Annotated in this window: 21 protein-coding genes and 4 tRNA genes; 20 read left to right on the top strand and 5 right to left on the bottom strand. The window is 64.0% G+C overall.

The genetic code is table 11. The annotated features are described in order from the left end of the window. The first annotated feature begins 163 nt into the window (after positions 1-163). From C1A15_RS13420 to C1A15_RS13350, 15 genes are all read left to right on the top strand, one after another. Positions 164-1312 (top strand): C40 family peptidase, encoded by a 1149-nt coding sequence (locus C1A15_RS13420; RefSeq protein ID WP_101723026.1) that lies wholly within the window; start codon positions 164-166, stop codon positions 1310-1312. Between the two features lie 92 nt (positions 1313-1404). Continuing rightward, positions 1405-1917 carry a YbhB/YbcL family Raf kinase inhibitor-like protein gene (locus C1A15_RS13415; protein ID WP_101723025.1) on the top strand — a complete coding sequence of 171 codons (513 nt, stop codon included), beginning with the start codon at positions 1405-1407 and terminating at the stop codon, positions 1915-1917. A 12-nt stretch (positions 1918-1929) separates the two neighbouring features. Next, on the top strand, positions 1930-2451 hold the full coding sequence (locus tag C1A15_RS13410; RefSeq protein WP_101723024.1) for a DNA-deoxyinosine glycosylase: 522 nt from the start codon (positions 1930-1932) through the stop codon (positions 2449-2451). Positions 2452-2668: 217 nt separating this feature from the next. Beyond that, positions 2669-2753 (top strand) — tRNA-Tyr (locus C1A15_RS13405). A 6-nt stretch (positions 2754-2759) separates the two neighbouring features. Then, positions 2760-2835: transfer RNA gene (locus tag C1A15_RS13400), tRNA-Thr, on the top strand. A 13-nt stretch (positions 2836-2848) separates the two neighbouring features. Next, positions 2849-2925: transfer RNA gene (locus C1A15_RS13395), tRNA-Met, on the top strand. Between the two features lie 83 nt (positions 2926-3008). Beyond that, positions 3009-4211 carry an elongation factor Tu gene (gene tuf / locus C1A15_RS13390; protein WP_101723023.1) on the top strand — a complete coding sequence of 401 codons (1203 nt, stop codon included), beginning with the start codon at positions 3009-3011 and terminating at the stop codon, positions 4209-4211. Between the two features lie 109 nt (positions 4212-4320). Next, positions 4321-4470, top strand: coding sequence for a 50S ribosomal protein L33 (gene rpmG / locus C1A15_RS13385; protein ID WP_080803366.1), 150 nt, complete (start codon positions 4321-4323; stop codon positions 4468-4470). Positions 4471-4494: 24 nt separating this feature from the next. Then, positions 4495-4571 (top strand) — tRNA-Trp (locus C1A15_RS13380). A 106-nt stretch (positions 4572-4677) separates the two neighbouring features. Next, a complete protein-coding gene (secE, locus tag C1A15_RS13375; protein WP_101723022.1) occupies positions 4678-5133 on the top strand; it encodes a preprotein translocase subunit SecE in 456 nt (151 codons plus the stop codon). A 4-nt stretch (positions 5134-5137) separates the two neighbouring features. Further along, positions 5138-5668: a transcription termination/antitermination protein NusG gene (gene nusG / locus C1A15_RS13370; protein WP_009306289.1), complete on the top strand. Its 531-nt coding sequence runs from the start codon at positions 5138-5140 to the stop codon at positions 5666-5668. Between the two features lie 124 nt (positions 5669-5792). After that, a complete protein-coding gene (gene rplK, locus C1A15_RS13365) occupies positions 5793-6293 on the top strand; it encodes a 50S ribosomal protein L11 (RefSeq protein WP_101723021.1) in 501 nt (166 codons plus the stop codon). A gap of 114 nt (positions 6294-6407) precedes the next feature. Next, a complete protein-coding gene (gene rplA / locus C1A15_RS13360) occupies positions 6408-7121 on the top strand; it encodes a 50S ribosomal protein L1 (RefSeq protein ID WP_101723020.1) in 714 nt (237 codons plus the stop codon). Positions 7122-7667: 546 nt separating this feature from the next. Then, positions 7668-8642, top strand: a complete 975-nt coding sequence (locus tag C1A15_RS13355; RefSeq protein WP_180953104.1) for an SPFH domain-containing protein — start codon at positions 7668-7670, stop codon at positions 8640-8642. A gap of 54 nt (positions 8643-8696) precedes the next feature. Further along, on the top strand, positions 8697-8888 hold the full coding sequence (locus C1A15_RS13350; protein WP_021409527.1) for a type II toxin-antitoxin system antitoxin: 192 nt from the start codon (positions 8697-8699) through the stop codon (positions 8886-8888). Positions 8889-8961: 73 nt separating this feature from the next. Here the strand turns inward: C1A15_RS13350 and C1A15_RS13345 are convergent, their stop codons facing one another. Continuing rightward, positions 8962-10272, bottom strand: coding sequence for a hypothetical protein (locus C1A15_RS13345; protein WP_101723019.1), 1311 nt, complete (start codon positions 10270-10272; stop codon positions 8962-8964). A gap of 225 nt (positions 10273-10497) precedes the next feature. On the opposite strand from C1A15_RS13345, the gene map reads away from it, so the two are divergent. Beyond that, the gene (gene map, locus C1A15_RS13340) at positions 10498-11268 is read left to right on the top strand and encodes a type I methionyl aminopeptidase (protein WP_021409529.1); all 771 of its coding nucleotides are present in this window, start codon (positions 10498-10500) and stop codon (positions 11266-11268) included. 33 nt (positions 11269-11301) lie between these two features. Here the strand turns inward: map and C1A15_RS13335 are convergent, their stop codons facing one another. Then, positions 11302-12738 carry a helix-turn-helix transcriptional regulator gene (locus tag C1A15_RS13335; protein ID WP_101723018.1) on the bottom strand — a complete coding sequence of 479 codons (1437 nt, stop codon included), beginning with the start codon at positions 12736-12738 and terminating at the stop codon, positions 11302-11304. 231 nt (positions 12739-12969) lie between these two features. On the opposite strand from C1A15_RS13335, the gene C1A15_RS13330 reads away from it, so the two are divergent. Continuing rightward, positions 12970-14913 (top strand): FAD-binding protein, encoded by a 1944-nt coding sequence (locus C1A15_RS13330; RefSeq protein ID WP_101723017.1) that lies wholly within the window; start codon positions 12970-12972, stop codon positions 14911-14913. A gap of 36 nt (positions 14914-14949) precedes the next feature. Here the strand turns inward: C1A15_RS13330 and C1A15_RS13325 are convergent, their stop codons facing one another. The 3 genes from C1A15_RS13325 to C1A15_RS17055 all read right to left on the bottom strand — a co-directional run bounded on the left by C1A15_RS13325 (position 14950) and on the right by C1A15_RS17055 (position 16900). Next, positions 14950-15288, bottom strand: coding sequence for an SdpI family protein (locus C1A15_RS13325; protein WP_180953103.1), 339 nt, complete (start codon positions 15286-15288; stop codon positions 14950-14952). A gap of 66 nt (positions 15289-15354) precedes the next feature. Beyond that, positions 15355-16644, bottom strand: a complete 1290-nt coding sequence (locus C1A15_RS13320) for a carboxylate--amine ligase (RefSeq protein WP_101723015.1) — start codon at positions 16642-16644, stop codon at positions 15355-15357. A 49-nt stretch (positions 16645-16693) separates the two neighbouring features. Further along, positions 16694-16900: a hypothetical protein gene (locus tag C1A15_RS17055; protein WP_180953102.1), complete on the bottom strand. Its 207-nt coding sequence runs from the start codon at positions 16898-16900 to the stop codon at positions 16694-16696. On the opposite strand from C1A15_RS17055, the gene C1A15_RS13315 reads away from it, so the two are divergent. From C1A15_RS13315 to C1A15_RS13305, 3 genes are all read left to right on the top strand, one after another. Continuing rightward, positions 16899-18173, top strand: coding sequence for an RNA-binding domain-containing protein (locus C1A15_RS13315; protein WP_180953101.1), 1275 nt, complete (start codon positions 16899-16901; stop codon positions 18171-18173). The two genes, C1A15_RS17055 and C1A15_RS13315, sit on opposite strands and share 2 nt — an antisense overlap. Before the next feature lie 106 nt (positions 18174-18279). After that, positions 18280-20241 (top strand): asparagine synthase (glutamine-hydrolyzing), encoded by a 1962-nt coding sequence (gene asnB, locus C1A15_RS13310; RefSeq protein WP_101723013.1) that lies wholly within the window; start codon positions 18280-18282, stop codon positions 20239-20241. Between the two features lie 255 nt (positions 20242-20496). Further along, on the top strand, positions 20497-22350 hold the full coding sequence (locus C1A15_RS13305) for an FAD-binding protein (RefSeq protein ID WP_101723012.1): 1854 nt from the start codon (positions 20497-20499) through the stop codon (positions 22348-22350). Positions 22351-22375 lie beyond the last annotated feature (25 nt).

The following is a 22375-nucleotide window of genomic DNA, read 5'->3' as shown; positions in this document are numbered from 1 at the left end:
GAGGAAAACGGCTTCGGCACCGCGACGTTTCCCGACGTGGGGGCTTTGAACTGGGGTTATGAAACGCGTTCACAACCTTTTTTGACCATCCGCGCGAACGTGGTATTATGCGTTCAGCTTTTGCCCATACATACTACGTGCTCAATCTAGGAGGATTTCATACATGAGCGAGCATACAATCGGACTGAGCAGGCGAACATTCCTTACCGGCGCGGCTGCGCTCGGTGCCCTCTCCGTCATGGCTCCGACGACCGCATTCGCCGAGACCGCCGCTGAGAAGCAGGCCGAAGCCGACGCGGTGCGCAACCAGCTGATCGGTTTGCAGGCTGATCTCGAGGCAGCTGAAATCAGCTACTATGCCGCGCTCGACGAGCGCGATGCCGCGCAAAACGCGATGGAGGCCGAGCAGGCCAAAATCGACGACGCTAACAGCCAGATCGAGGATTTGCAGGACAAGCTGGGCACGCGTGCCCGCAACATGTACCGCAACGGATCCACGAGCTTCGTCGATTTCGTCCTGGGCGCCGCCTCGTTCGAAGAGTTCACCCAGAACTGGGATCTCCTCAACAAGATGAACGAGAACGACGCCGACATGGTCGACCAGACGAAGACCCTGCGCGAAGAGCTCCAGGCAGCCAAGGACGAATTCGCCCGCCAGGAGCAGATCGCCTCTGCCAAGGCCGACGAGGCCAAGCAGATCCAAAGCGAGGTCCAGGCCAAGGTCGACCAGGCCACCGAGCTGGTCAACTCCCTTGACGCCGAAGCCCAGGAGCTCCTCCAGCAGGAGCAGGCCGCAGCGGCCGCCGCAGCAGCGGCGGAGGCTGCCGCCGAGGCCGAGCGCCAGCGTCAGGCCGAGCTGGCGGCCCAGCAGCAGAACGGCGGTGGCGGCAACAACGGCGGTGGTGGTGGCGGCACCTCCGGTGGCGGTGGTGGCGGGTCCGTCGTGTACCCGAGCCGTCCAGTCGGCTCCTACGACTCGGTCGTGGGCTACGCCATGAGCCGTATCGGCTGCCCCTACATCTGGGGTGCCGAAGGCCCCGACTCCTTCGACTGCTCCGGCCTGGTCACGTGGGCGTATCGCCAGGTGGGCATCTCACTGCCGCACCAGAGCGAGGCGCAGTACTCGGCCGCCGCGCGCGTCGTGTCGGTTTCCGAGGCGCGACCGGGCGACGTCCTGTGGCGCTACGGCCACGTCGGCATCGCGGTGAGCGCAGGCGGTTCGCACTACGTGCATGCCCCTACCTTCAACGCGTACGTGCGCGACACCGATCCGCTGTCGTGGGCGCAGTTCACGAACGCGCTGCAGTTCTAAGGTTCCATACGATGACAAAGGGAGGGCTTCGGCCCTCCCTTCTTTTATACTGAGGTTCGAGCATACCGTCCGCACGCGAAAGGAGAACGATCATGCGCATATCCGTCGACCTCGAGCAAGGGCTGCTGCCCGACCGCTTCGGCAAGCACGCCCCCGAGGCGTACCAGTTGGACGGCCATCCCATCCGCTCGTTTCCCATCGAAATCGCCGACGTGCCCGAAAAGGCCCGCTCCCTCGCGCTCACGTTCCTCGATTACGACGCCGTTCCCGTCGGGGGCTTCTGCTGGATCCACTGGCTCGCGTGCGACATCGCGCCCGATGTCGTGCTCATCCCCGAGAACGCCAGCGCGTCGGGAGAGCTTGCCTGCGTGCAGGGCTCGAACAGCGATTGGTCGCCGCTGGCGGGCAGCTGCACCGATCCGCGCATCATCCATCGTTACGCCGGCCCGTACCCGCCCGACAAAACGCACGACTACACGCTCACGCTGTACGCGCTCGACTGCACCCTCGATCTTCACGAGGGCTACTTCCTCAACGAGTTCCGCCGTGCCATCCGAGGGCACGTGCTGGCCGAGGCGTCGCTCGAGCTGCCCAGCCGCGCGTAGGGGAGGACGACCGTGGAAGCCGCGCGCATCGTCCATCCGCTCGAACCTATATATACGGAGCGTTCGCGAGTGCTCGTCCTGGGCACGATGCCCTCGCCGAAGTCGCGCGAGGTCGGCTTCTATTACGGTCATCCGCAAAACCGGTTCTGGAAGGTGCTGGGCGCGCTGTTCGACGAGCCCGAGCCGCTCGGCATCGAGCGCCGAACCGCTTTTCTTCATGCGCACCGCATCGCGCTGTGGGACGTGCTGGCGTCATGCACCATCGCCGGCGCCTCGGACGCGAGCATCGCCGACCCGGCGCCGAACGACCTGACCCGCATCGCCGCCGCCGCGCCGCTCGAGGCCGTGTTCACCACGGGGGCGAAGGCGACGGCGCTCTACCGGCGCTTCGGCGCGCCCCAGCTACCCGGCATCGCGCATGCAGGGCTTCCGTCCACCAGCCCGGCGAACGCGCGCATGCGCCTCGACGATCTCGTGGAAGCGTATCGCCCGCTGCGCGACGCCCTGCGCCCTCCGGGTTCCTCCCTCGCGTGAGCCGCGCCGCGCTTTTCCGCGCTCGCACGGCATCGAGCGCCGATTCGCTGGGCGGGGAGGTCGAGAAAAGGAGGAATGATGGAGACACACCCGGGGGCGTGTAGACAGTTGACACGCTGGTGTTCCTAGCGTATTATTCTCCTGCTCGCGCGTTCGGGTTCACCGAAAAGCGCGGCAGGCAGCTTGATAAATACACATGAATTAAGCAGCGAACTATGGGCGTGTGCCCGAGTGGCTAAAGGGGACGGGCTGTAAACCCGTTGGCTATGCCTACCTAGGTTCGAATCCTAGCGCGCCCACCATTTTTCGCCTGTGTAGCTCAGTCGGTAGAGCACTTCCTTGGTAAGGAAGAGGTCGTCGGTTCAAGTCCGATCGCAGGCTCCATTTTTTGCTACCTGGCGGTGTAGCTCAGTTGGTTAGAGCACACGGTTCATACCCGTGGCGTCACTGGTTCAAATCCAGTCACCGCTACCATTGTATTATTTCGCGTCCGCTTTGTCGGACGCGTCGTTATTTTGTTTTCGTTTCGCGAAAATATCCTATAAGGAGGATGAAACATGGCTAAGGCTAAGTTCGAGCGTTCCAAGCCGCATGTTAACATCGGCACCATCGGTCACGTTGACCATGGCAAGACGACCCTGACGGCTGCCATTTCCAAGACGCTGTCCGAGAACGACGGCGCGCACGGCACCGCTCACGCTGACTTCACGGCTTTCGAGAACATCGACAAGGCCCCCGAAGAGCGCGAGCGCGGCATCACGATCTCCATCGCTCACATCGAGTACGAGACGGATTCCCGCCACTACGCCCACGTTGACTGCCCCGGTCACGCTGACTACGTCAAGAACATGATCACGGGTGCTGCTCAGATGGACGGCGCCATCCTCGTTATCGCCGCCACCGACGGCCCGATGGCCCAGACCCGCGAGCACATCCTGCTCGCCCGTCAGGTCGGCGTTCCCTACATCGTGGTCTTCCTGAACAAGTGCGACATGGTCGACGACGAAGAGCTCCTCGAGCTCGTCGAGATGGAAGTTCGCGAGCTGCTCGACAGCTACGAGTTCCCGGGCGACGACACCCCGATCATCCGCGGCTCCGCTCTGAAGGCCCTCGAGGGCGACAAAGAGTGGCAGGAGAAGGTCTGGGAGCTCATGGACGCGGTCGACTCCTACATCCCGACGCCGGAGCGCATGGTCGACAAGCCGTTCCTGATGGCCGTCGAGGACACCATGACCATCACCGGCCGCGGCACCGTTGCCACCGGCCGTGTGGAGCGCGGTACGCTGCACGTCAACGACCCGCTGGAGATCATCGGCATCAAGGAGACCGCCAACACGGTCTGCACCGGCATCGAAATGTTCCGCAAGCTGCTCGACGAGGCTCAGGCCGGCGACAACATCGGCTGCCTGCTCCGCGGCGTCAAGCGCGAGGACATTGTTCGCGGCCAGGTTCTCTGCAAGCCCGGTAGCGTGACCCCGCACACCGAGTTCGAGGGCCAGGTCTACATCCTGACGAAGGAAGAGGGCGGCCGCCACACGCCGTTCTTCGACGGCTACCGTCCGCAGTTCTACTTCCGCACGACGGACGTGACGGGCGTTGCCCACCTTCCCGAAGGCACCGAGATGGTCATGCCGGGCGACAACGTGGAGATCAAGGGCGAGCTCATTCACCCGATCGCCATGGAAGAGGGCCTGCGCTTCGCTATCCGCGAGGGTGGCCGCACGGTCGGCTCCGGTCGCGTCACGAAGATCATCAAGTAACACTGCTTGAGCATTGATCAGGCGGGGCCCGCTCCAAGCGGGCCCCGCTCATGAGAATTCATGTGTATGAGGTTCAAGCTCGTTTCAGTTGAGGCATAAAGGAGAATTCATGCGTACGTTGGTCACTTTGGCGTGCACGGAGTGCAAGCGCCGTAACTACACGACCAAGAAGAACAAGCAGAACAATCCTGATCGTATCGAGTTGAAGAAGTACTGCAAGTGGTGCCAGTGCCACACGGTGCACAAAGAGACCCGATAGCGCATCAGAGGTTTGCACGAGCATAGGCCAGTAGCTCCAATTGGTAGAGCGGCGGTCTCCAAAACCGCATGTTGGGGGTTCGAGTCCCTCCTGGCCTGCCAGCTCGAGTATATGAGCAGCTTGCATCAGGTTGCTTGGATGAGCAGCTTGTGATCAGGCTGCTTGTTTGGCGTTTACACGGATACGAATCCCCGGTTAAGGAATCAGATGGCGAAGAAATCAAAGACACAGCGAGCGAAGGCATCCGCCGCACGCGCAGCCCGCAAGGAGCAGGCGCTTGAGGCCGAGGCCGCTGCCAAGGCGAACAAGAACGCCGAAGCCGATGCTGCTGCGACCGAGGCGCCTAAGAAGCGGTTTTTCAAGAAGGCCGAGAAGAGCGACGCGGCCGCTGACGGCGGTAAGCAGGCGAAGGCTTCCGGTAAAGCCGTGGAGAAGAAGGTTGAGAAGGCTCCCGAGAAGAAGCCCGCTAAGAAGCGTCGTTTCGGGTTCCTCAAGGACGTGCGCACGGAGCTCAAGCGCGTCACGTGGCCGACCAAGCAGGACGTCCTGCGTTGGAGCGTCGTCGTGGTGGTCGCGCTCGTGTTCTTCGGCGTGTACGTTGCCGTCCTCGACAACGTCATCATCACGCCGTTGCTGATTGCTATTTCCGGTTTGGGGGTCTAAGCGCATGGCGAAGAAGTGGTACGTCCTGCACACGTATTCAGGATACGAGAACAAGGTCAAGAAGAACCTCGAGACGCGCATCGAGACGATGGGCCTCGAGAACAACGTCTTCGGCATCGAGATTCCGACGGAGATGGTCACCGAGATCAAAGAGGGCGGCCGTCGCGTCGAGAGCGAGAAGAAGGTGTTTCCGGGCTACGTGCTCGTTCGCATGGAGCTCGACGATCGCAGCTGGGCTGCGGTTCGCAACACCCCGGGCGTGACCGGGTTCGTGGGCGCCGACGGCAACCCCGCGCCGCTCACGCGCGACGAGTACAACAAGATCATGAAGCGCACGAGCCGCGAGGCTCCGAAGAAGACTTCGTCGAGCCTGGAAGTGGGGCAGTCGGTGAAGGTGGTCTCGGGTCCGCTCGCCGAGTTCGACGGCGTGGTGTCCGAGGTCTCTCCGGATGCCGGCAAAGTGAAGGTCATGGTCTCCATCTTCGGCCGCGAGACGCCGGTCGAGCTCTCGTTCGATCAGGTGGCCAAGATTTAAAGGTGCGAACACAAGCGGCGTCGCGTGCCCGCGTGGACCGGGGCTTCTCATTCGACCCATGCCGCTTTGTTGATAGATTTTGAAATGCGTTTTTGCGATTGTGATCAGCTGAAAGGAAGCTCTCATGGCTGAAAAGAAACAAACCGGCTTTATCAAGCTGCAAATCCCCGCGGGTGCCGCGAACCCGGCTCCTCCGGTCGGCCCGGCGCTCGGCGCCCAGGGCGTCAACATCATGCAGTTCTGCCAGGCGTTCAACGCCCAGACGCAGGACCAGTCCGGCACCATCATCCCGGTCGAGATCACGGTGTACGAGGACAAGTCGTTCACGTTCGTGTGCAAGACCCCGCCGGCGGCCATCCTCATCAAGGAGAAGCTCGGCATCAACAGCGGCTCCGGTCTGCCGCACGTGCAGCCCGTCGGCACGCTCACGGAGGATCAGCTCCGCGAGATCGCCGAGATCAAGATGCCCGACCTCAACGCCAACACCATCGAGGCCGCCATGGAGATCATCGCCGGCACGGCCCGCAGCATGGGCGTGCGCATCGAGGGTCGCGACCTGAAGATCAAGTACGTGCCTTCCAAGAAGGTTGCGGCCATGCTTCAGGGCAAGACGCTGGAGGACTAACTCCCCAGCCGTTTGATACGGAATGACCGGCCGCCGCAACGGCGGCCGTTGTTCGATAAGAGAGCAGTGGAAGAGCGCCGAGGGCGCTCGCTACGCACCACGAAAGGAAGAACCATGACGAAGCAGTCCAAGAACTACCGCGCCGCGGTCGAGAAGATCGGCGAAGGCACCCGCGCTCCTCTCGAGGCGCTCGCCCTCGTGAAGGACGTCGCGTTCGCGAAATTCGACGAGACGGTCGAGGCGGACTTCCGCCTGGGCATCGACACCCGTCAGGCCGACCAGCAGCTCCGCGGCACCGTGAGCCTGCCGAACGGCTCGGGCAAGACCGTTCGCGTGGCCGTGTTCGCTGAAGGCGAAGCCGCCCGTGCCGCCGAAGAGGCGGGCGCTGACATCGTCGGTACCGACGAGCTGACCCAGCAGATCCAGGCCGGCGAGTTCAACTTCGACGCCGCCGTCGCCACTCCCGACCAGATGGGCAAGGTCGGTCGCCTCGGCAAGATTCTCGGCCCCCGTGGCCTCATGCCGAACCCGAAGCTGGGCACCGTCACCAACGACGTGGCGAAGGCCATCAACGAGCTCAAGGGCGGCCGCGTGGAGTACCGTGCCGACCGTTACGGCATCGCGCACGTCATCCTCGGCAAGGTGAGCTTCACCGCCGAGCAGCTCGCCGAGAACTACGGCGCGGTGTACGACGAGATCCTCCGCATGAAGCCGGCTGCCGCGAAGGGCAAGTACGTGAAGTCCATCACGGTGTCCTCCACGATGAGCCCCGGCGTGTCGGTCGACCCGTCCGTGGTCCGTGGCTACACGGATGCCGCCGCTGAATAAGCGCAATCGCATCGCAGGGAAAAGGAGCCGCTGGGCTCCTTTTCTTTTGCCCGATGAACGAACAAATGTTTCACGTGAAACACGCGCTCTGGTTTGCGCGCCTCCCGCGTTCTCCCGTGGGTCATCGGAGACGGGGGATGCGCGAAAGGGGTCCATCGGCGAGACGTCCGCAGGGGCAGGTTGCTCCGGAGGTCATGCGGCGAATGAAATATCCGAACAAATGTTTCACGTGAAACATCCGGGGCCCTTCGGCCTTGCACAGTGGCGGGGGCGTAGGAGGGAGGTGCTCCGTGTTGGCGCTGCGGCAGGGGGGGGGTGCTCTGTGCTGGTGCCTGCGGCGGCGCGGGGCGCGACCTGCGCTGGCGCGGCCGGCGGCGCTCTAGAGGTACGAAGCGCGGGGCGCGTCCTGCACCGCTGCAGGCGGCGGTGCAGGGCTGCCTTGCGCCGGTGCCCTCGGCAGGACGGCGCGCGATCTGGACGCTTCCTATTCCGATCTCAATGTGATATCATATTCGTATCAGCAGGGGTTGAGAGAAAGGGAACATCATGTCCGTCGAGAAGACCGTCCATGCGAGGAGCGGCTGGCCTATGCTGGCGCTCATGCTCGTCGTCACCGCCGTGTGCGTCGCGCTGATCGTGGCGGGCGCCACGATGCTGCCGCCCGATGAAGCGCCCGTCACGACGGGGACGCAGGCTCTCGGCGTCGCGTTGCTGGCGATCGGCATCGTCGCCGTGTGCATCGTGCCGGTTCTGCTCCTGATGGGCTTCTTCACCATCCAGCCGAACCAGGCGCGCGTGCTCATCCTGTTCGGCGACTACAAGGGCACCGTGCGCGACGAGGGCTTCCACTGGGCGAACCCGTTCTACTCCCGCAACGCCGGCTCAACCGTGGACCCGCAAACGGGCAAGCCCGTGGGGAAGTCCACGAAGATATCGCTGCGCGCCCGCACGTACAACGGCGAGCACCTCAAGGTGAACGACAAGTGCGGCAACCCCATCGAGATCGCCGACGTCATCGTGTGGCGCATCGAGAACACGGCCAAGGCGCTGTTTGATGTGGACGACTACAACACCTACGTCCACACGCAGAGCGAGACGGCGCTGCGCCACGTGGCCACGACGTACGCCTACGACCAGATGCCCGGCGAGCCCGAGGGCGAGATCACGCTGCGCAGCAACATCGAAGAGGTGTCCGAGGCGCTCAAGGAGGAGCTGGCCGTGCGCCTCGAGAAGGCCGGCGTCATCATCGACGACGCGCGCCTCACGCACCTGGCCTACGCGCCGGAGATCGCCCAGGCGATGCTGCGCCGCCAGCAGGCCGAAGCCGTTATCGCCGCGCGCGAGAAGATCGTGCAGGGCGCGGTGAGCATGGTGGACATGGCGCTGGCCGAGCTGTCGGCGAAGAACGTGGTGGACTTGGACGACGAGCGCAAGGCCGCCATGGTGTCGAACCTCATGGTGGTGCTCTGCGGCGAATCCGATGCACAGCCCGTGCTGAACACGGGTACGCTGTACCAATAGGAAGGAACGCCTCGGCTCGGCGCAGCGCGCCGGGCCGAGGTGCGGTGGCAAGCCATGGCGAAACGAAAACAATATCCCCTGCGCATCGACGCGGACGTGTGGGCCGGCATCGAACGGTGGGCGGCCGACGATCTGCGCAGCGTGAACGCCCAGGTCGAGTTCATCCTGCGCCGCGCGCTCAAGGAGGCGGGCCGTCTCAAGGAGCCGAAGCCCGCCGGCGGGGAGGAACCGTCCGACGATGAATAAAGGGAAGCGCCCGCGGAATCATTCCGCGGGCGCTTCTCGTTGAGGGGCGACATGAGGCGCGAGGGCGAGGCGCTTAGGCCAGCACCGCTTCGCGCTCCTCCTTTGCTTGCTTCTCGACCTCGTGGGCCTTCTTGCCCTCGCCCTGCACGCGGCCGAGCACGGTGTTGTCCTTCTTGCGGTTGCGCAGCTCGGGGATGGGGCTCTCGGCATCCTCGATGCGGTAGTCCTCGCCGTCCTTCTCGATGAGCTGGCGGACGGACTTGTGGCTGGGAACGTCCTGGACGCGGCCGTTGACCGTGCTGTTCCACGTGAAGAAGCGGAAGTCGCTCGGCACGTCGTCGACGTCGACGAAGCTCTCGTCCTGCGCGGTGAGGGTGACCTGCTCGGCCAGAACCTGGCGGACGTAGTCCTTCGTGGGATGGAAGTCCAGAAGCTCGGGGAACTCGCCGTCGGAGATGATCTGCTGCCACTCGGTGCCCTCGTACTTCTGCAGCAAATCGCAGGCCATGGCAAGGTGCATGCATTCCTGCTCGAAGTGCATCTCCCACATCTTCTTGACGCGGGCGTCGACTTCGGTCTCGTAGAACGAGTAGTACAGGTAGCATTCCTGGTACTCGTGCCACAGCAGCATCTCGAGCCAGCTCATGGACGGGTCGATGAGCGAGCCGTAGTGCGTCACGTGCTGTTCCTCGACCATGCCGATCTCCTGGTAGAGGTCGCGGCCAGGGCCCTCGGGCACGGTGTTGCCCAGGTTCATGTAGAAGTTCATCGTCTGCTGCTCGCCTGCGGTGAGGATGAGCGCGCCGAGCGTGGTGCGGATGTCGCCGGTCTTGGAGTTGCGCGGCATGCGCACGGAGTCGAACGGGTGGCGATGATGCGCTATGGTCGGGCGGCCCGGGGTGATCTCGATCGTGTCTCGCACGAGCTTGTGCGCGGGGATGTCCTCGTCGAATTTGAGCTGGTCGGCGTAGCGGTACAGGTGGTCGAAGTCTTCAAGGAGCGCGAAGTCCATGCAGGACTTGGCGTACTCGTCGGGTTCGTGCATGGCCAGCCAGGCGGTCAGATCGACGGCGAGCTGCTCGTAGCCGATGGTCAGTTCGAGCGTGGACTCGTTCGACGGACTCATCCAGTTGATGCGCTTCTGCTGCTCCTGCTCCATGCGGCGGCACAGGGCCAGGTCGCGTCGCAGGTCATTGTTCTCGCAGTGGCGGTTGAAGTTGTGGCCGAACATCGCCGCCTCAACCTCGATGCCGTTCATGAGGATGATGCGCGCCTTGGTGTAGGGGTCGGCTTCGAGCTTGTCGTACGGCTTGACGGCCAGCTCCTTCCAGTTCGGGATCATGTCCATCAACGACTTCTTCGGTTTCTGCTCAAACGGGTTCATAGAGCCTCCTTTTTGCTGGGGTCGGGGCGCCGTCGGCGGGTCGATCCGCCGTGATTTCTCGTCTTCGGCGCGTACGGTCGCTTTCAATGCTAGCCGGGTAGGCAGAGGCGCGTGCCGGACGTCGGGAGGCGTTTCCGCCGTGTCGTTAGCTCGTTAGCAATGCGAAGGGGCAGTGCTATACTGGGCGACGGCAAACGAACGCGTACGAGAAAGTGCGAGCGAGCAATGATCATCAGAAAATCTCCGGCCGAGATCGAGGCCATGAAGGAAGCGGGCCGCGTGTCGGCCAAGGTGCTGCGCGAAGTGGGAGCGCAGGTGCGGCCCGGCGTGTCCACGCTCGAGCTTGACGAGCTGGCCGAAGCGCTCATCCGCGCGGAGGGCGGCATCCCCGCCTTCAAAGGCTACGGCGGGTTCCCGGGATCCATTTGCGCATCGGTGAACGAGCAGATCGTCCACGGCATCCCCTCGCGCGGCGTGGTGCTCAAAGAGGGCGACATCATCTCTATCGATACCGGCGCCATCGTCGACGGGTGGGTGGGCGACAACGCCTGGACGTACGCGGTGGGGAAGATCTCGCCCGAGAAGAAGCGCCTGCTCGAGGTGACCGAGCAGTGCATGTGGGCCGGCCTCGACGCCGCGCGACCGGGCAATCGCCTGGGCGACATCGGCCATGCCGTGCAGAGCATCGCCGAAGACGCCGGCTACGGCGTAGTGCGCGAGTACGTGGGGCACGGCATCGGCCGCGACATGCACGAGGATCCCAACGTGCCGAACTTCGGTCGCAAGCACACCGGCGTGAAGCTGGAGGCGGGCATGGTCCTGGCCATCGAGCCGATGATCAACCTGGGCACGCACAAGACGCGCCAGATGTCCGACGGATGGCTCGTGTGCACGCGCGACGGCCTGCCGTCCGCGCACTTCGAGAAGACGGTGGCCATCACCGAGGACGGCCCGGTGGTGCTCACCTGCGAGGAAGGCCACAAGCGCCCGGTGTGATGTCCCAAAAGGGGACAGTCCCCATTTGGGACATTATGCGAGGTCGTCGAGGCCGATATGCTCGTCGTCGGCCAGCTTGGCGCGCTCGCGCTCAACGAGGGCGTAGAGCTCTTCGCGCGAATGGACGCCCATTTTCTCGTACAGATGGTAGGCGTGGGTTTTGACCGTGCCGTCCGATATGCAGAGCTGCTCGCGAATGCGTGGGCGCGTGTGCCCCGCCGCCATGAGCACGAACACGTCCTTCTCACGTTCGGTCAACCCGTAGCGCTTCGCCAGCGCGTCATGCACCATGCGAACTTGATCCTCCGAGCGCATGAAGCCCTTCTTGACGAGCCGTTGGCGCTGCTTGCGCTCGATAAGCTGCGCGAATTGGTAGCAGCAGACGATGAGGCACGCGTAAAGCGGCAGCGAGGCGAGCGATGCTGAAAGGTCGGAGACGGGGAAGGCGTGTGCCTGCGCGGAGGCGAGCGAGCAGAGGGCGAACCCCAGGAAGATCGCTGTGATCACGACGGCTTTCTCCGAGATAGCGAGAAAAGCTTCGTCGAGCCCGATGCGCTCCTTGATGTCTGAGAGCTGCGCGGCCGAAAGGGCGATCCACGAGATCCAGGCGATCGATGCGGCTATCAAGGGAAGCGCGGCGCCGAGGCTGCCGAGCGGGAAAACGTAGGGCAGGGACACGGCTCCCAGGAGAACGAGCGGGGCGACGCGGAGGATCGAGAGGTCGGCTCGCTTCCTCAGAAGCATCGCGCCGAACGCCGCGGCGGATCCGAGCAGCCCTGCTATGCAGAGCGGGGCTGAGGGGGGAATCGCATCGGTTGCCGCGGCCGCGAGGAAAAACAACGGTGCCATGCAAAGCCCGAGGAACGCGCGGCTGAGATAGAACGGCACGAGCAGTCCGAGGCTGTCAGGGGAGGCGGCGCGTTCGAGCGTCGGGATGCGTGCGGCGCCGATGAGGAAGGGCACGACGCCGACCGCCCTCAGCGCGGCGGCGATGGGTGCGCCGAGCGATCCGACGGGGATGAGGAGGCATAGGAAATACGCGGCAAGCGCGACCAGCGCGCTGAGGGCCGTTGCCCGCTCGGCCTCGTGCTTTCCGAGCGACGTGTACACGATTCCCCAGAACACGATGAGCAGGGCGTGGTGCAGCGCGTTCGCGAGGAGCGCCACCGCAGCGCCAATGCCGTCGGGCAGCCCGAGGGGCGGCAATGCGATGTAGGCTGCCGTTGCGGCCGCAGCAGCCAGTCCGAGGCCGCATTGGAACCGCGGGCGCATGAGCTGCTTGTGGAACGCGAGCGTCGCGCCGATGGCGGCCGAGATGAGGAACCAGAGCAGCGCCTGAGTCGTGGAGTCGGCACCGCCGGCCGTCGCGAGCGAGGGTCGCCATACGGTGAGAAATAGGATCGACGCAGCCCAGTACAGACCGCCTCCCAGCGCTATGCAAAGCGTTTGGCCCCCTCGGTTCACCAGCATCCCCGTTTCCTCGTCTCATGTGCGGCCATCATATCATAGCGACCTCATGCTCGTCCTCATGCCTCAGGCATGAGGACGTATGCTCCTATCGGGGAAAACGAAGTTCAGTACGCCGTCCCGATTCTCAACCTGCCGTTTCCGGCTTAGGGTGCGGTCGTCGGCGAACTCGTCGGCGCATCCGTTCGATGCAGGCTGCGTGGAGCGGACGTATTCGGCTTGGGAGGAAGGGACATGATGGAAGAAGTCATAGGCAAGGCGTTCGGAAGGCGCAATTTCTTGAAAGGGCTCGCGGTTGCCGGTGCGGGCATGATGGGGGCGGGAGCGCTTGCCGCATGCGCGCCGCAGGCATCCGCCGAGGAAGGCGAGTACGATTTCGCCCAGACGGTTGCTTGGGACGGCCAATACGACGTGGTGGTCGTGGGCTTCGGCTCCGCCGGCGCGGTTGCGGCGAAGTCGGCGGCGGAGGCGGGCGCGTCCGTGCTGCTGCTCGACAAGGCTCCACTCGGTCACGAAGGCGGCAATTCGCGTTATTGCGGTCAGACGTTCATGCACAGCAACGGCGACGAGCAGGCGGCGCGCGATTACTTCACGGCCCTGTGCGGGACCTTGCCGGTGCCCGACGACGTGACGGACACGTTCGTCAAGGGCCTCGCCGGCCTCAAGGACGAATACGCGTCCTGGTACGGTCTGAACGTCGAAGACTTCCGCAACGTGGATCAGCTGAGTCCCGCATTCGCCTTCATGTCGCCGGAGTATCCCGAGCTTCCCGGTTCGGACAAGATTTCCATGACCGCGCTGCACGAGGGCAACTCGGACGGTTATATGTGGCAAGTGCAACGCGATGGCGTCGCGGCCTTGAAAGACAAGATCGACGTGTGGTTCGAGTCTCCCGTTTCTCGCTTGGTGCAGGATCCTCAGTCGAGGACCGTCGTGGGCGTCGAAGTCCAGCGTGGGGGAGAGAAGCGGCTGATCCGCGCGAGCAACGGCGTGGTGCTCACGTGCGGCGGGTTCGAGAACAACCCCGAGATGATCAAAGACTATCTGGGATTGTCGCATTGCGCCCCGTTGGGCACGTTGTACAACACGGGCGACGGCATCCATTTGGTGCAGGAAGTCGGCGCGGACCTGTGGCACATGAACTCCTACGAGGCCATGATGCTGTTCGGCGGCATGTGCTTTCTTGCCGAAGAGGGGGAGCGCGGCACGATCCTGCCCCTTCCTGCGAAAATCTACCACGGTAGTTTGATTCTCGTGGGCGCTTCGGGCGAACGGTACCTCCGCGAGGACGAACTCGCGCGGCACGGCAAGCATTACGCCAACGGCGCTTGGAAGATGCCGAAGCATCCTTCGCGGAGCTTCCTCGTTTTCGATCAGGCGCACTACGATGTTCTTGCCGCAAGCGGTCGCATCGAGGAGGAGCGGCTGGCGAAAGCGCTGTCGGCTGGGAGCATCGCCGAGCTGGCAGGGCTCATGGATGCCGATCCCGCCTCCCTCGAGCAGACCGTCGCCGACTTCGGCAAGGCGGCGTCCGAAGGCCACGATCCGATGTTCAGACGCGTTGCCGGGACGATGCGCGCGTTCGGCGACGGCCCCTTCTACGCGATCGAGGTGATGCCCGATATCCTCAACACCCAGGGCGGCCCACGGCGCAACGGAAAAGCCGAGGTGCTCGACCGCGACGGCCGGCCCATCCCGCACCTGTACGCGGCCGGCGAGTTCGGCGGAATCGCCTCGAACATGTACCAAGGCGGCGGCAACATGGCCGAGTGCATGATCTTCGGTAAGGTGGCCGGGGCGAACGCGGCTGCGAAGAAGGATCCTCTGCCGACGTACGCCGTCGCTGCGGTGGAATCGTCCCCGACGTACCTGCCGGGCAAGGAGACCGACATGGCCGAGGAGAAGTCCTACGATACCTCCGAGAACGAGTACGTTGGCAAGGGGCAGGGGATCGGCGGCGACGTCGTGGTCAAGGTGACGATGGACGGCGATAAGATGTCCGCCATCGAGGTGCTTGAGCAGAGCGAGACACCCGACATCGGCGGCAAGGCGCTCGAGAGCCTGCCGCAGACGGTGCTCGATGCGCAGTCGGTGGACGTCGATGCCGTGAGCGGCGCCACGACGACGAGCAAGGCGTTCTTCGCCGCCGTGACCGAGGCGTTGGGCCAAGCGTCGTAAAAAACCAAGAAGGAGCCCGCATCTGCGGGCTCCTTCTCATGTCGCGCCGAACGTCATCCAGACGAGGAAGATAAGCTGCCAAACGTTCATGAGGGCGAGGGCGAACAGGAGCAGCACGCGCCCGCTGTGCGCGTCGCTGCCGTATCTCGCGGCCAGCCGATCCATGTATGCGTAGGCGATCGTGGCCAGTGCGCCGAAGCCCACCAGGAACGGGGTTATCCCGAACGCGTCGAGCTTCGAGCCGATGCGGTCGACGCCGCCTGCACCTGCATGGAGCGGGATCGTGTCGGGCAGCACGAACAGGACGGCGAGCCCGGTCGTGACGAGCGGGAGCACCGTGAGCACGATCATCGCGATCAATCCCGAGCGTTTCATCCTTGCCCCTTCTTCCTGCAATGTCCCCAAAGGTGCCTGTCCCCTTTGGAGACATTTTGGGGACATTTACTTCAGCTGCTTGCCGTCGGTGTCCCAATAGAAGCGCTTGAACTTGGGGATCTGGTTCACATGCATGGCCTTCGCCCAGAAGTTGTGGACGAGCGAGTCAGGCGCGTAGTGCAGCGGATAGGGCTCGGGCGTGCGGCGCAGCGTCTCGAGGGCCTGCTGCAGGCGGGCGCGGTTCTCCATGCTGCGATCGAGCACGTAGCGCGGCACGCAGCTGTAGACGAACGGGTCGTACGCCTCGCGGTAGTCGATGGCCTCGCCCAGCAAGAACTCGCGCACGATGAGCTCGACGAAGTTCACGCCGCCCAGGCTCAGGTAGTACGTGTTGCGGCCGCAGCGCGTGTTCACCTCGAAGAAGCGGAACGCCCCGTCGCGCTCGTCGAGCTTGATGTCGAAGTTCGCGAAGCCGCGGTAGCCCACCTCTTTGAGGAAGCGCTTGGCGCAGGCGATGATCTCCTCCTCGCGCTCTCCCATGATGCATAGCGGGTTGCCCAGCGCGGTGGGGTCGTGGTCCTGCAGGCACACCACGCCGCCCGACACCACGCGCACGTCGCCCGAGGCGTCCGAGAACGTCGTGAGCGTGCGGATGGCGTCGTCGCCGCCGGGGACGAAGTCCTGCAGCACCAGCTCGTTGTCGTAGTCCGACGCGCGGATGTCGCGCCACACCTGCGCCAGCTCCTCGGCGCTATCGATCTCGTAGATCTTGCGCTTGCGGGCGATGGTGGCGTCCTGGAACTGCGCGGAGTTCGACGGCTTCGCGATGAGCGGGTAGGGGAAGTCCTCGACCGGCAGCTCTTCCGGGCCGTCCGGGCCGCAATCGAAGTACCACGTGCGCGGGAAGGGGATGTCCAGCTGCTCGCACAGCTCGTAGAAGCGGCGCTTCTGCGTGATGTCGTCGAGCAGGTCGAAGTCGATGTAGGGGACCGTGTAGCCGGCGGCCTCGAGGCGAAGCTTTCCCGATGAGAGCATGCGCGCATGGCAATCGTCGCAGCCGAGCACCAGCAGCACGCGGTCGGGGTCGTCGGCGCGAACCTGGGCGGCCACGCGCTCGAGCGCGTCGTAGAGGCCTTCCGGGTCGTGGATGAGCGGTTCCAGACGGTAGTCGGTGAAGCGGCTCGACGACAGCATCTTGATATCCTGCGTGGCCAGCACGATGGTGCGCTCGATGCCATAGGCGCGGTGCAGCTCGCGCACGTAGCTGTAGGCCAGGATGTCGCCGCCCACGACGACCGGTTGTAAGCGGCGGGCGACGTCGGCGGAAGAGGCGATGCGGGCGGTTGGTGCGGTCATGTTCGGCAAAATCTCCTTCGTGTGGGGGTCTGCGCTGCATTATCCCACACTAGGGAGCACTTGCAGGTCGCTGCATGATTTCTTCGCCATCTTCGGCCCGTTTCTGGATTCCATCGATCCCGATTTTTACCATCGATTTTAATATCAATGTTAAAATAAATGCTAAAATAGTAAAATAACGAGAATAATCGTTGAATAGAGGAAGTGCCATGACCTTTGTGGAAACATCGACGGTGGAGCTCAAGCGGACTTTCATGCCCTCCTTGAAGAAGGAGATCGTCGCGTTCGCCAATACCGATGGCGGTACGGTTTACCTCGGTGTCGAGGATGACGGCACCGTGATCGGGGTGGAAGATCCTCGCGGGGTCGCCGATGCCGTGAACAACATGATCCACGACGCCGTGGTTCCCGACCTCAGCATGTTCGCCGAGGCTCACGTGGAACGGTTCGACGACGTCCAGCTGGTGGTGGTCACGGTCCATCGCGGACCCGACCGGCCGTATTGCATCGCAGGGAAGGGATTGCGGCCGGAGGGCGTGTACGTGAGGCAAGGGACCAGCTCGCAGCCGTTGACGTTCGACGGCATAAAGCGGTTGCTGCGCGAGGAAGCAGGCGACTCGTTCGAGGAGGGCCGTTCGCTCGACCAGGAGCTGACGTTCGACGAATCGTCGTCCATCCTCTCCGAGCGCGGCATCGCGTTCGGAGACGCGCAACGGCAGACGCTGGGCGTTGCGAACGGGGACGGCTTGTTTTCGAACCTGGGATACGTGCTGTCCGATCAGTGCGCGCGCGGCATCAAGATCGCCCGTTTTACCGGCAACGCTAAAATGGTGTTTCAGACGCGGCGGGATCTGGACGGCTCGGTCGTGCGACAAGTGGTGGACGCTCTCGAGATGCTCGATATGCTGAACAACGTGCACGCTGAAGTGGGCGCCCGACCCGAGCGCGTCGAGTGGCGCGATTATCCGCCCGAGGCTTTAAGGGAAGCTCTGGTGAATGCGGTGGTGCATCGCGACTATCGCATACGGGCCGACATCGGGATCAACCTGTTCGACGATCGATGCGAGATCGTATCGCCCGGCGGTTTGCCCGACGGCGCTACCACGATGGCTGCGCTCGCTGGCATATCGGTGGCGCGCAACCCGCGGCTTGCGGCGCTTTTCTACCGATTGCGTTGGGTGGAGGCGTATGGGACGGGTCTGATGAAGATGCGGGATGCGTATGGGGGAACGGGGTTGGAGCCGGAGATCGACTTTCTCGACGGCGCGGTTCGCGTGATCCTGCCCAATGCAGGGGTTCGTCTTTCGCCATCCGCAGAAGGGGTCGGAAACGAAGCCGGCAAGCCGGGCGCCGACGGCGAGTCGGTGCTCATGACGTTGTCGGGGCGCGCATGGATGACGAAGCGCGAAGTGGCCGCAGCGACGGGCTTTTCAGCGACGAAGGCGGCGAGGTTGCTGCGCGAGCTGGTGGACGACGGCCTGGTCGAAGCCGAAGGGGCTACGAAGGCTCGCGTATACCGCCGGATCTGAGCGCCTCGCGCCTCGCGCGCGTTTCGTGAAAACCACCCAGTTGCAGGCTCGTTGCCGTATCATGTGAGGTTCACAGCATCATCACGTGAACAGGAGAACCAACCACATGTGCGGATTCGTGGGATTCACCGCGGTCGATTTCGACCGGGAAACGAACAAGGCGGTTGTCAAGGACATGGCCGATCGCATCGCCCACCGCGGGCCCGATGACGAGGGCTTCTTCGTGGACGACGACATCGCGATGGGATTTCGCCGCCTGTCCATCATCGACCTCGAAGGCTCCCGCCAGCCCATGCAGAACGCCGACGGCACCGTAACCGTCACGTTTAACGGCGAGATATACAACTTCCAGGAGCTGCGCGCCGAGCTCGAGGCGCTCGGCTACGCCTTCGTCACGAACGGCGACACCGAGACCATCGTCCACGGCTACGAGGCGTGGGGCACGGACGTGTTCGAGAAGCTGCGCGGCATGTTCGCCATCGCCATCTGGGACGCGCCGAAGAAGCGCCTCGTGTGCGCGCGCGACCTGTTCGGCATCAAGCCGTTCTACTACCAGCACGACGGCAACCGCCTCATCTACGGCAGCGAGATCAAGGCGTTTCTGGCGCATCCGGCGTTCCGCAAAGAGCTCAACCGCGAGATGCTGCCGCAGTACCTGTGCTTCGAGTACATGAACGACTCGCAGACCATGTTCAAGGACGTCCACAAGCTGCTGCCCGGCCATTTCATGGTGTTCGAGAACGGCGAGCTGAACGTCGAGTGCTTCTACCGCATCACGTACAAGATCGACGAGTCCAAGGGGCTCGACGAGTGGGCCGACGAGATCAACCGCGTGTTCGACGAATCGGTGGCGGCGCACGAGATCGCCGACGTGGAGATCGGCAGCTTCCTGTCGGGCGGCATCGACAGCTCGCTGGCCGCGTACTGCATGGGGCAGCACGCTCCCGACATCAAGACGTTCTCGGTGGGCTACGACATCGGCTGCGAGGACAAGCTGGCCGAGATCGATGCGCTGCCCGACTTCGACATCAAGCTGAACGAGTTGGACGACGCCACGGCGTTCGCCGAATGGGCGCAGCTGCCGAACTGGCAGGTGAAGGTCGACGCGCAGGAGTTCCTCGACATCGTGCCCACCGAGCAGTATCACATGGACGAGCCGCTCGGCGCGCCGAGCGCCATCCCGCTGTTCTTCGTCAGCAAGCTGGCGCGCGAGCAGGTGAAGGTGGTGCAGTCGGGCGAGGGCGCCGACGAGCTGTTCGGCGGCTACTGGATCTACCACGACCAGTTCGAGTTCGACAAGTACTTCAAGGTGCCGCGTCCTCTGCGCGCCGCCGCGGGCGCCGTGGCCGAGAAGCTCCCCTCCTTCCACGGGCGCCGCTTCGCGATGCGCGGTTCGGGCGGCCCCGAGAAGAGCTATCAGCGCGCGAGCATGAACTACATGTGGGACGAGATTCCCAACGTGCTGAAGGACTACGACGGTCCCTGCAAGCCGTGGGAGTGGTGCAAGCCGCACTTCGACGAGGCGGCCAAGCAGGACCTCGACATCATCACGCAGACGCAGTACGTGGACATGGTCAGCTACATGCCGTTCGACATCTGCCTCAAGGCCGACAAGATGTCCATGTCGCAGTCGCTTGAGCTGCGCGTGCCGTTCCTCGACAAGAAGGTGCTCGACGTGGCGCTGCAGCTGCCCACGGCCTGCCGCGTGGACGACGACCACGCGAAGTACGCGCTGCGCGTGGCTGCGAGCAAGCTGGGCTTCCAGAAGAAGGTGGCGAACATGCCCAAGCAGCCGTTCATCACGCCTTTGACCGTGTGGCTGCAGACCGACCTCTATTACAACCGCATCAAGGAGGCATTCACGAGCGAGGCCGCGCACGAATTCTTCAACGTGGACTACCTCGTGCAGATGCTCGACGACCACAAGTCGGCCGACTTCTCCACGGTGGAGGGCCGCGGCAAGCTCAAGATGATGCGCATCTGGAACATCTACTGCTTCCTGTGCTGGTACGAGGTGTTCTTCGGGAAGTCGAGCGAGCAGCTGAGGCCGAAGACGAAGGTGGCGTAAGGCCTCTTCGCGCGTATTGCGCGCATTTCGCCCTGTCGACGACCGCCTTCGGGCGGTCGTTTTGCGTCCCTCCCCGACAACGAGAAGTTGCCCCCTCGTCAATGCATGCATGACGGGGGCTGCGTGCGGGGCGTGGTACGCTGACAGCGCTGAAACACGTGTTGAACGAAGCATCACCTCGAGGGGCATCAAGCGACGATGCCGGGCCTTGTGCGGCTCGGGCATCGCATACATTCGAGTGACCGGAGGGATCACGTGGATACGTCTACATCAACGAATCATGGGGAATCGGACAACGCGAACGCGAACGGCGGCTTCTCGCGCAGGACGTTCGTCAAGGGCGGCCTGGCCGCCAGCGTCGCCGCGCTAGGCGGGATGGCGCTCTCGGGATGCGCGGCCGCGCCGGCATCGTCCAAGAAGGCGCAGGCGGCCGACGCTGCCGCGCCTGCCGACGAGGTGACCGCGCGGCTCGTCGAGCGCGTGCACGACGCCAACCTGCCCGACGCGGCGCCCATACTGCCGGTCGAGCCGCCGGCTTCCTGGGACGACGAGGCCGACGTGGTCATCGTCGGCGTGGGCGGCGGCGGAATCGTGGCCACGGCGTTTCTCGCGCAGCAGGGGCTCAAGGTCATCGGTATCGAGAAGGAGGGCCAGGTGGGCGGTGCGAGCCGTCACGCCTGTACCTTCGCCAACGTGTTCGGCGGCTCGAAGGACCAGAACGCGCTCGAGTTCGGCGTGCCCGCGTTCCCGCCCGATGCCAAGGCGTTCACTCGCATGTACGAGGAACAGAACGCGTACTCCATCGACGAGAAGTTCCTCATGAACCAGCTGCTCATGTCGGGCGCAGCGTGCGACTGGATCATGGAGCAGGACGGCATGAACATGGAGTGCTTCGGCCCCATCTGGCACGATGCCGACGTCCATAGCGGCAAGCAGAGCGTCGTGCTGGGCATGAACAACCCCACGAACGCCATGGAGGCCGTCGCGCTGGCGGCGGGCGCCGACATTCGCCTGTCGACGAAGTGCGAGAAGCTCGTCGCCGACGGCGACCGCGTGGTTGGCGTCGTCGCGAAGGGGACGGACGGCGAAGAGCGCTACGTCAAGGCATCGAAAGGCGTCATCCTATGCGCGGGCGGCTTCGGCATGAACCGCGACCTCATCCGCGCCTACCTGCCGAGCGCCTACGAAGGCACCGTGCAGGGCGGCCCTATGCCGTCGCACACGGGCGAGGCGTTCCGCATGGGTCTGGGCATGGGCGCCGATTTCTCCGGCTTCGACTCCTGGAGCTGCTGGGAAGGAGCCATCGACGAGGAGACGGCGGGCGGCGACGGTCAGTTCTGGCACTACTTCTGGCACGGCGAGCGCCAGCTGTTCCACAACCCGTGGCTCATCATCGACAAGCGCGGCAACCGCCAGCCGTACTTCGCAGCCACGCAGGAGCTGTTTGCGAACCCGGGCGGGCAGATGGGCGACCTCAGCAACTGCGCCGCGTGGATGTCGGCCGTAGGGCACCACGTGTACTCCATCTGCGACTCGAACTTCCCGACCACCGTGTTCGAGAAGAACGTGCTCACCGACGAGGGCACCGACCGTAACCGCATCCCCATCACCGACGCCAGCACGCTCATCGACACGAAGGGCCTCGTGTCGGCGGATTGGCTGGCCGAGGTGGACGAGGCGGTGGAGCGCGGCGCCGTGAAGAAAGCCGACACCATCGAGGAGCTGGCCGATATGCTGTTGCTCGACCGCGACGTGCTGGTGCGCGCCGTGAAGGAGTACAACGAGCTGTGCGCGAAGGGCGTCGACGAGGAGATGTCCACGCCGTACGATCCGACGTGGCTGCATCCCGTGCAGGATCCGCCGTTCTACGGCGCCATCGTGGGCAGCCAGATGGCGAAGACCATGTGCGGCCTGCGCACCGACGAACGTCTGCAGGTCATGCGCGAAGACGGCACGCTCATCGACGGTCTGTACGCGAACGCGACCACGGCCGGCGGGCTGTCCGGCGAGGCGAACTACGGCTGCTTCTGGAACTCGACGGTGTTCGGCGGCGTAGGCACGAGCTGGATCACCGGGTGGATCGCGGCGAAATCGCTGCTGGACGCCTAGCGCCCGATGCGCCGGGCGCGCCCGC

Origin of the sequence: Eggerthella timonensis (assembly GCF_900184265.1) — a bacterium.
Classification (GTDB): Bacteria; Actinomycetota; Coriobacteriia; order Coriobacteriales; family Eggerthellaceae; genus Eggerthella; species Eggerthella timonensis.
The sequence above is the reverse complement of the archived record's forward strand: the minus strand, read 5'-3'. Positions and strand labels throughout refer to the sequence as shown.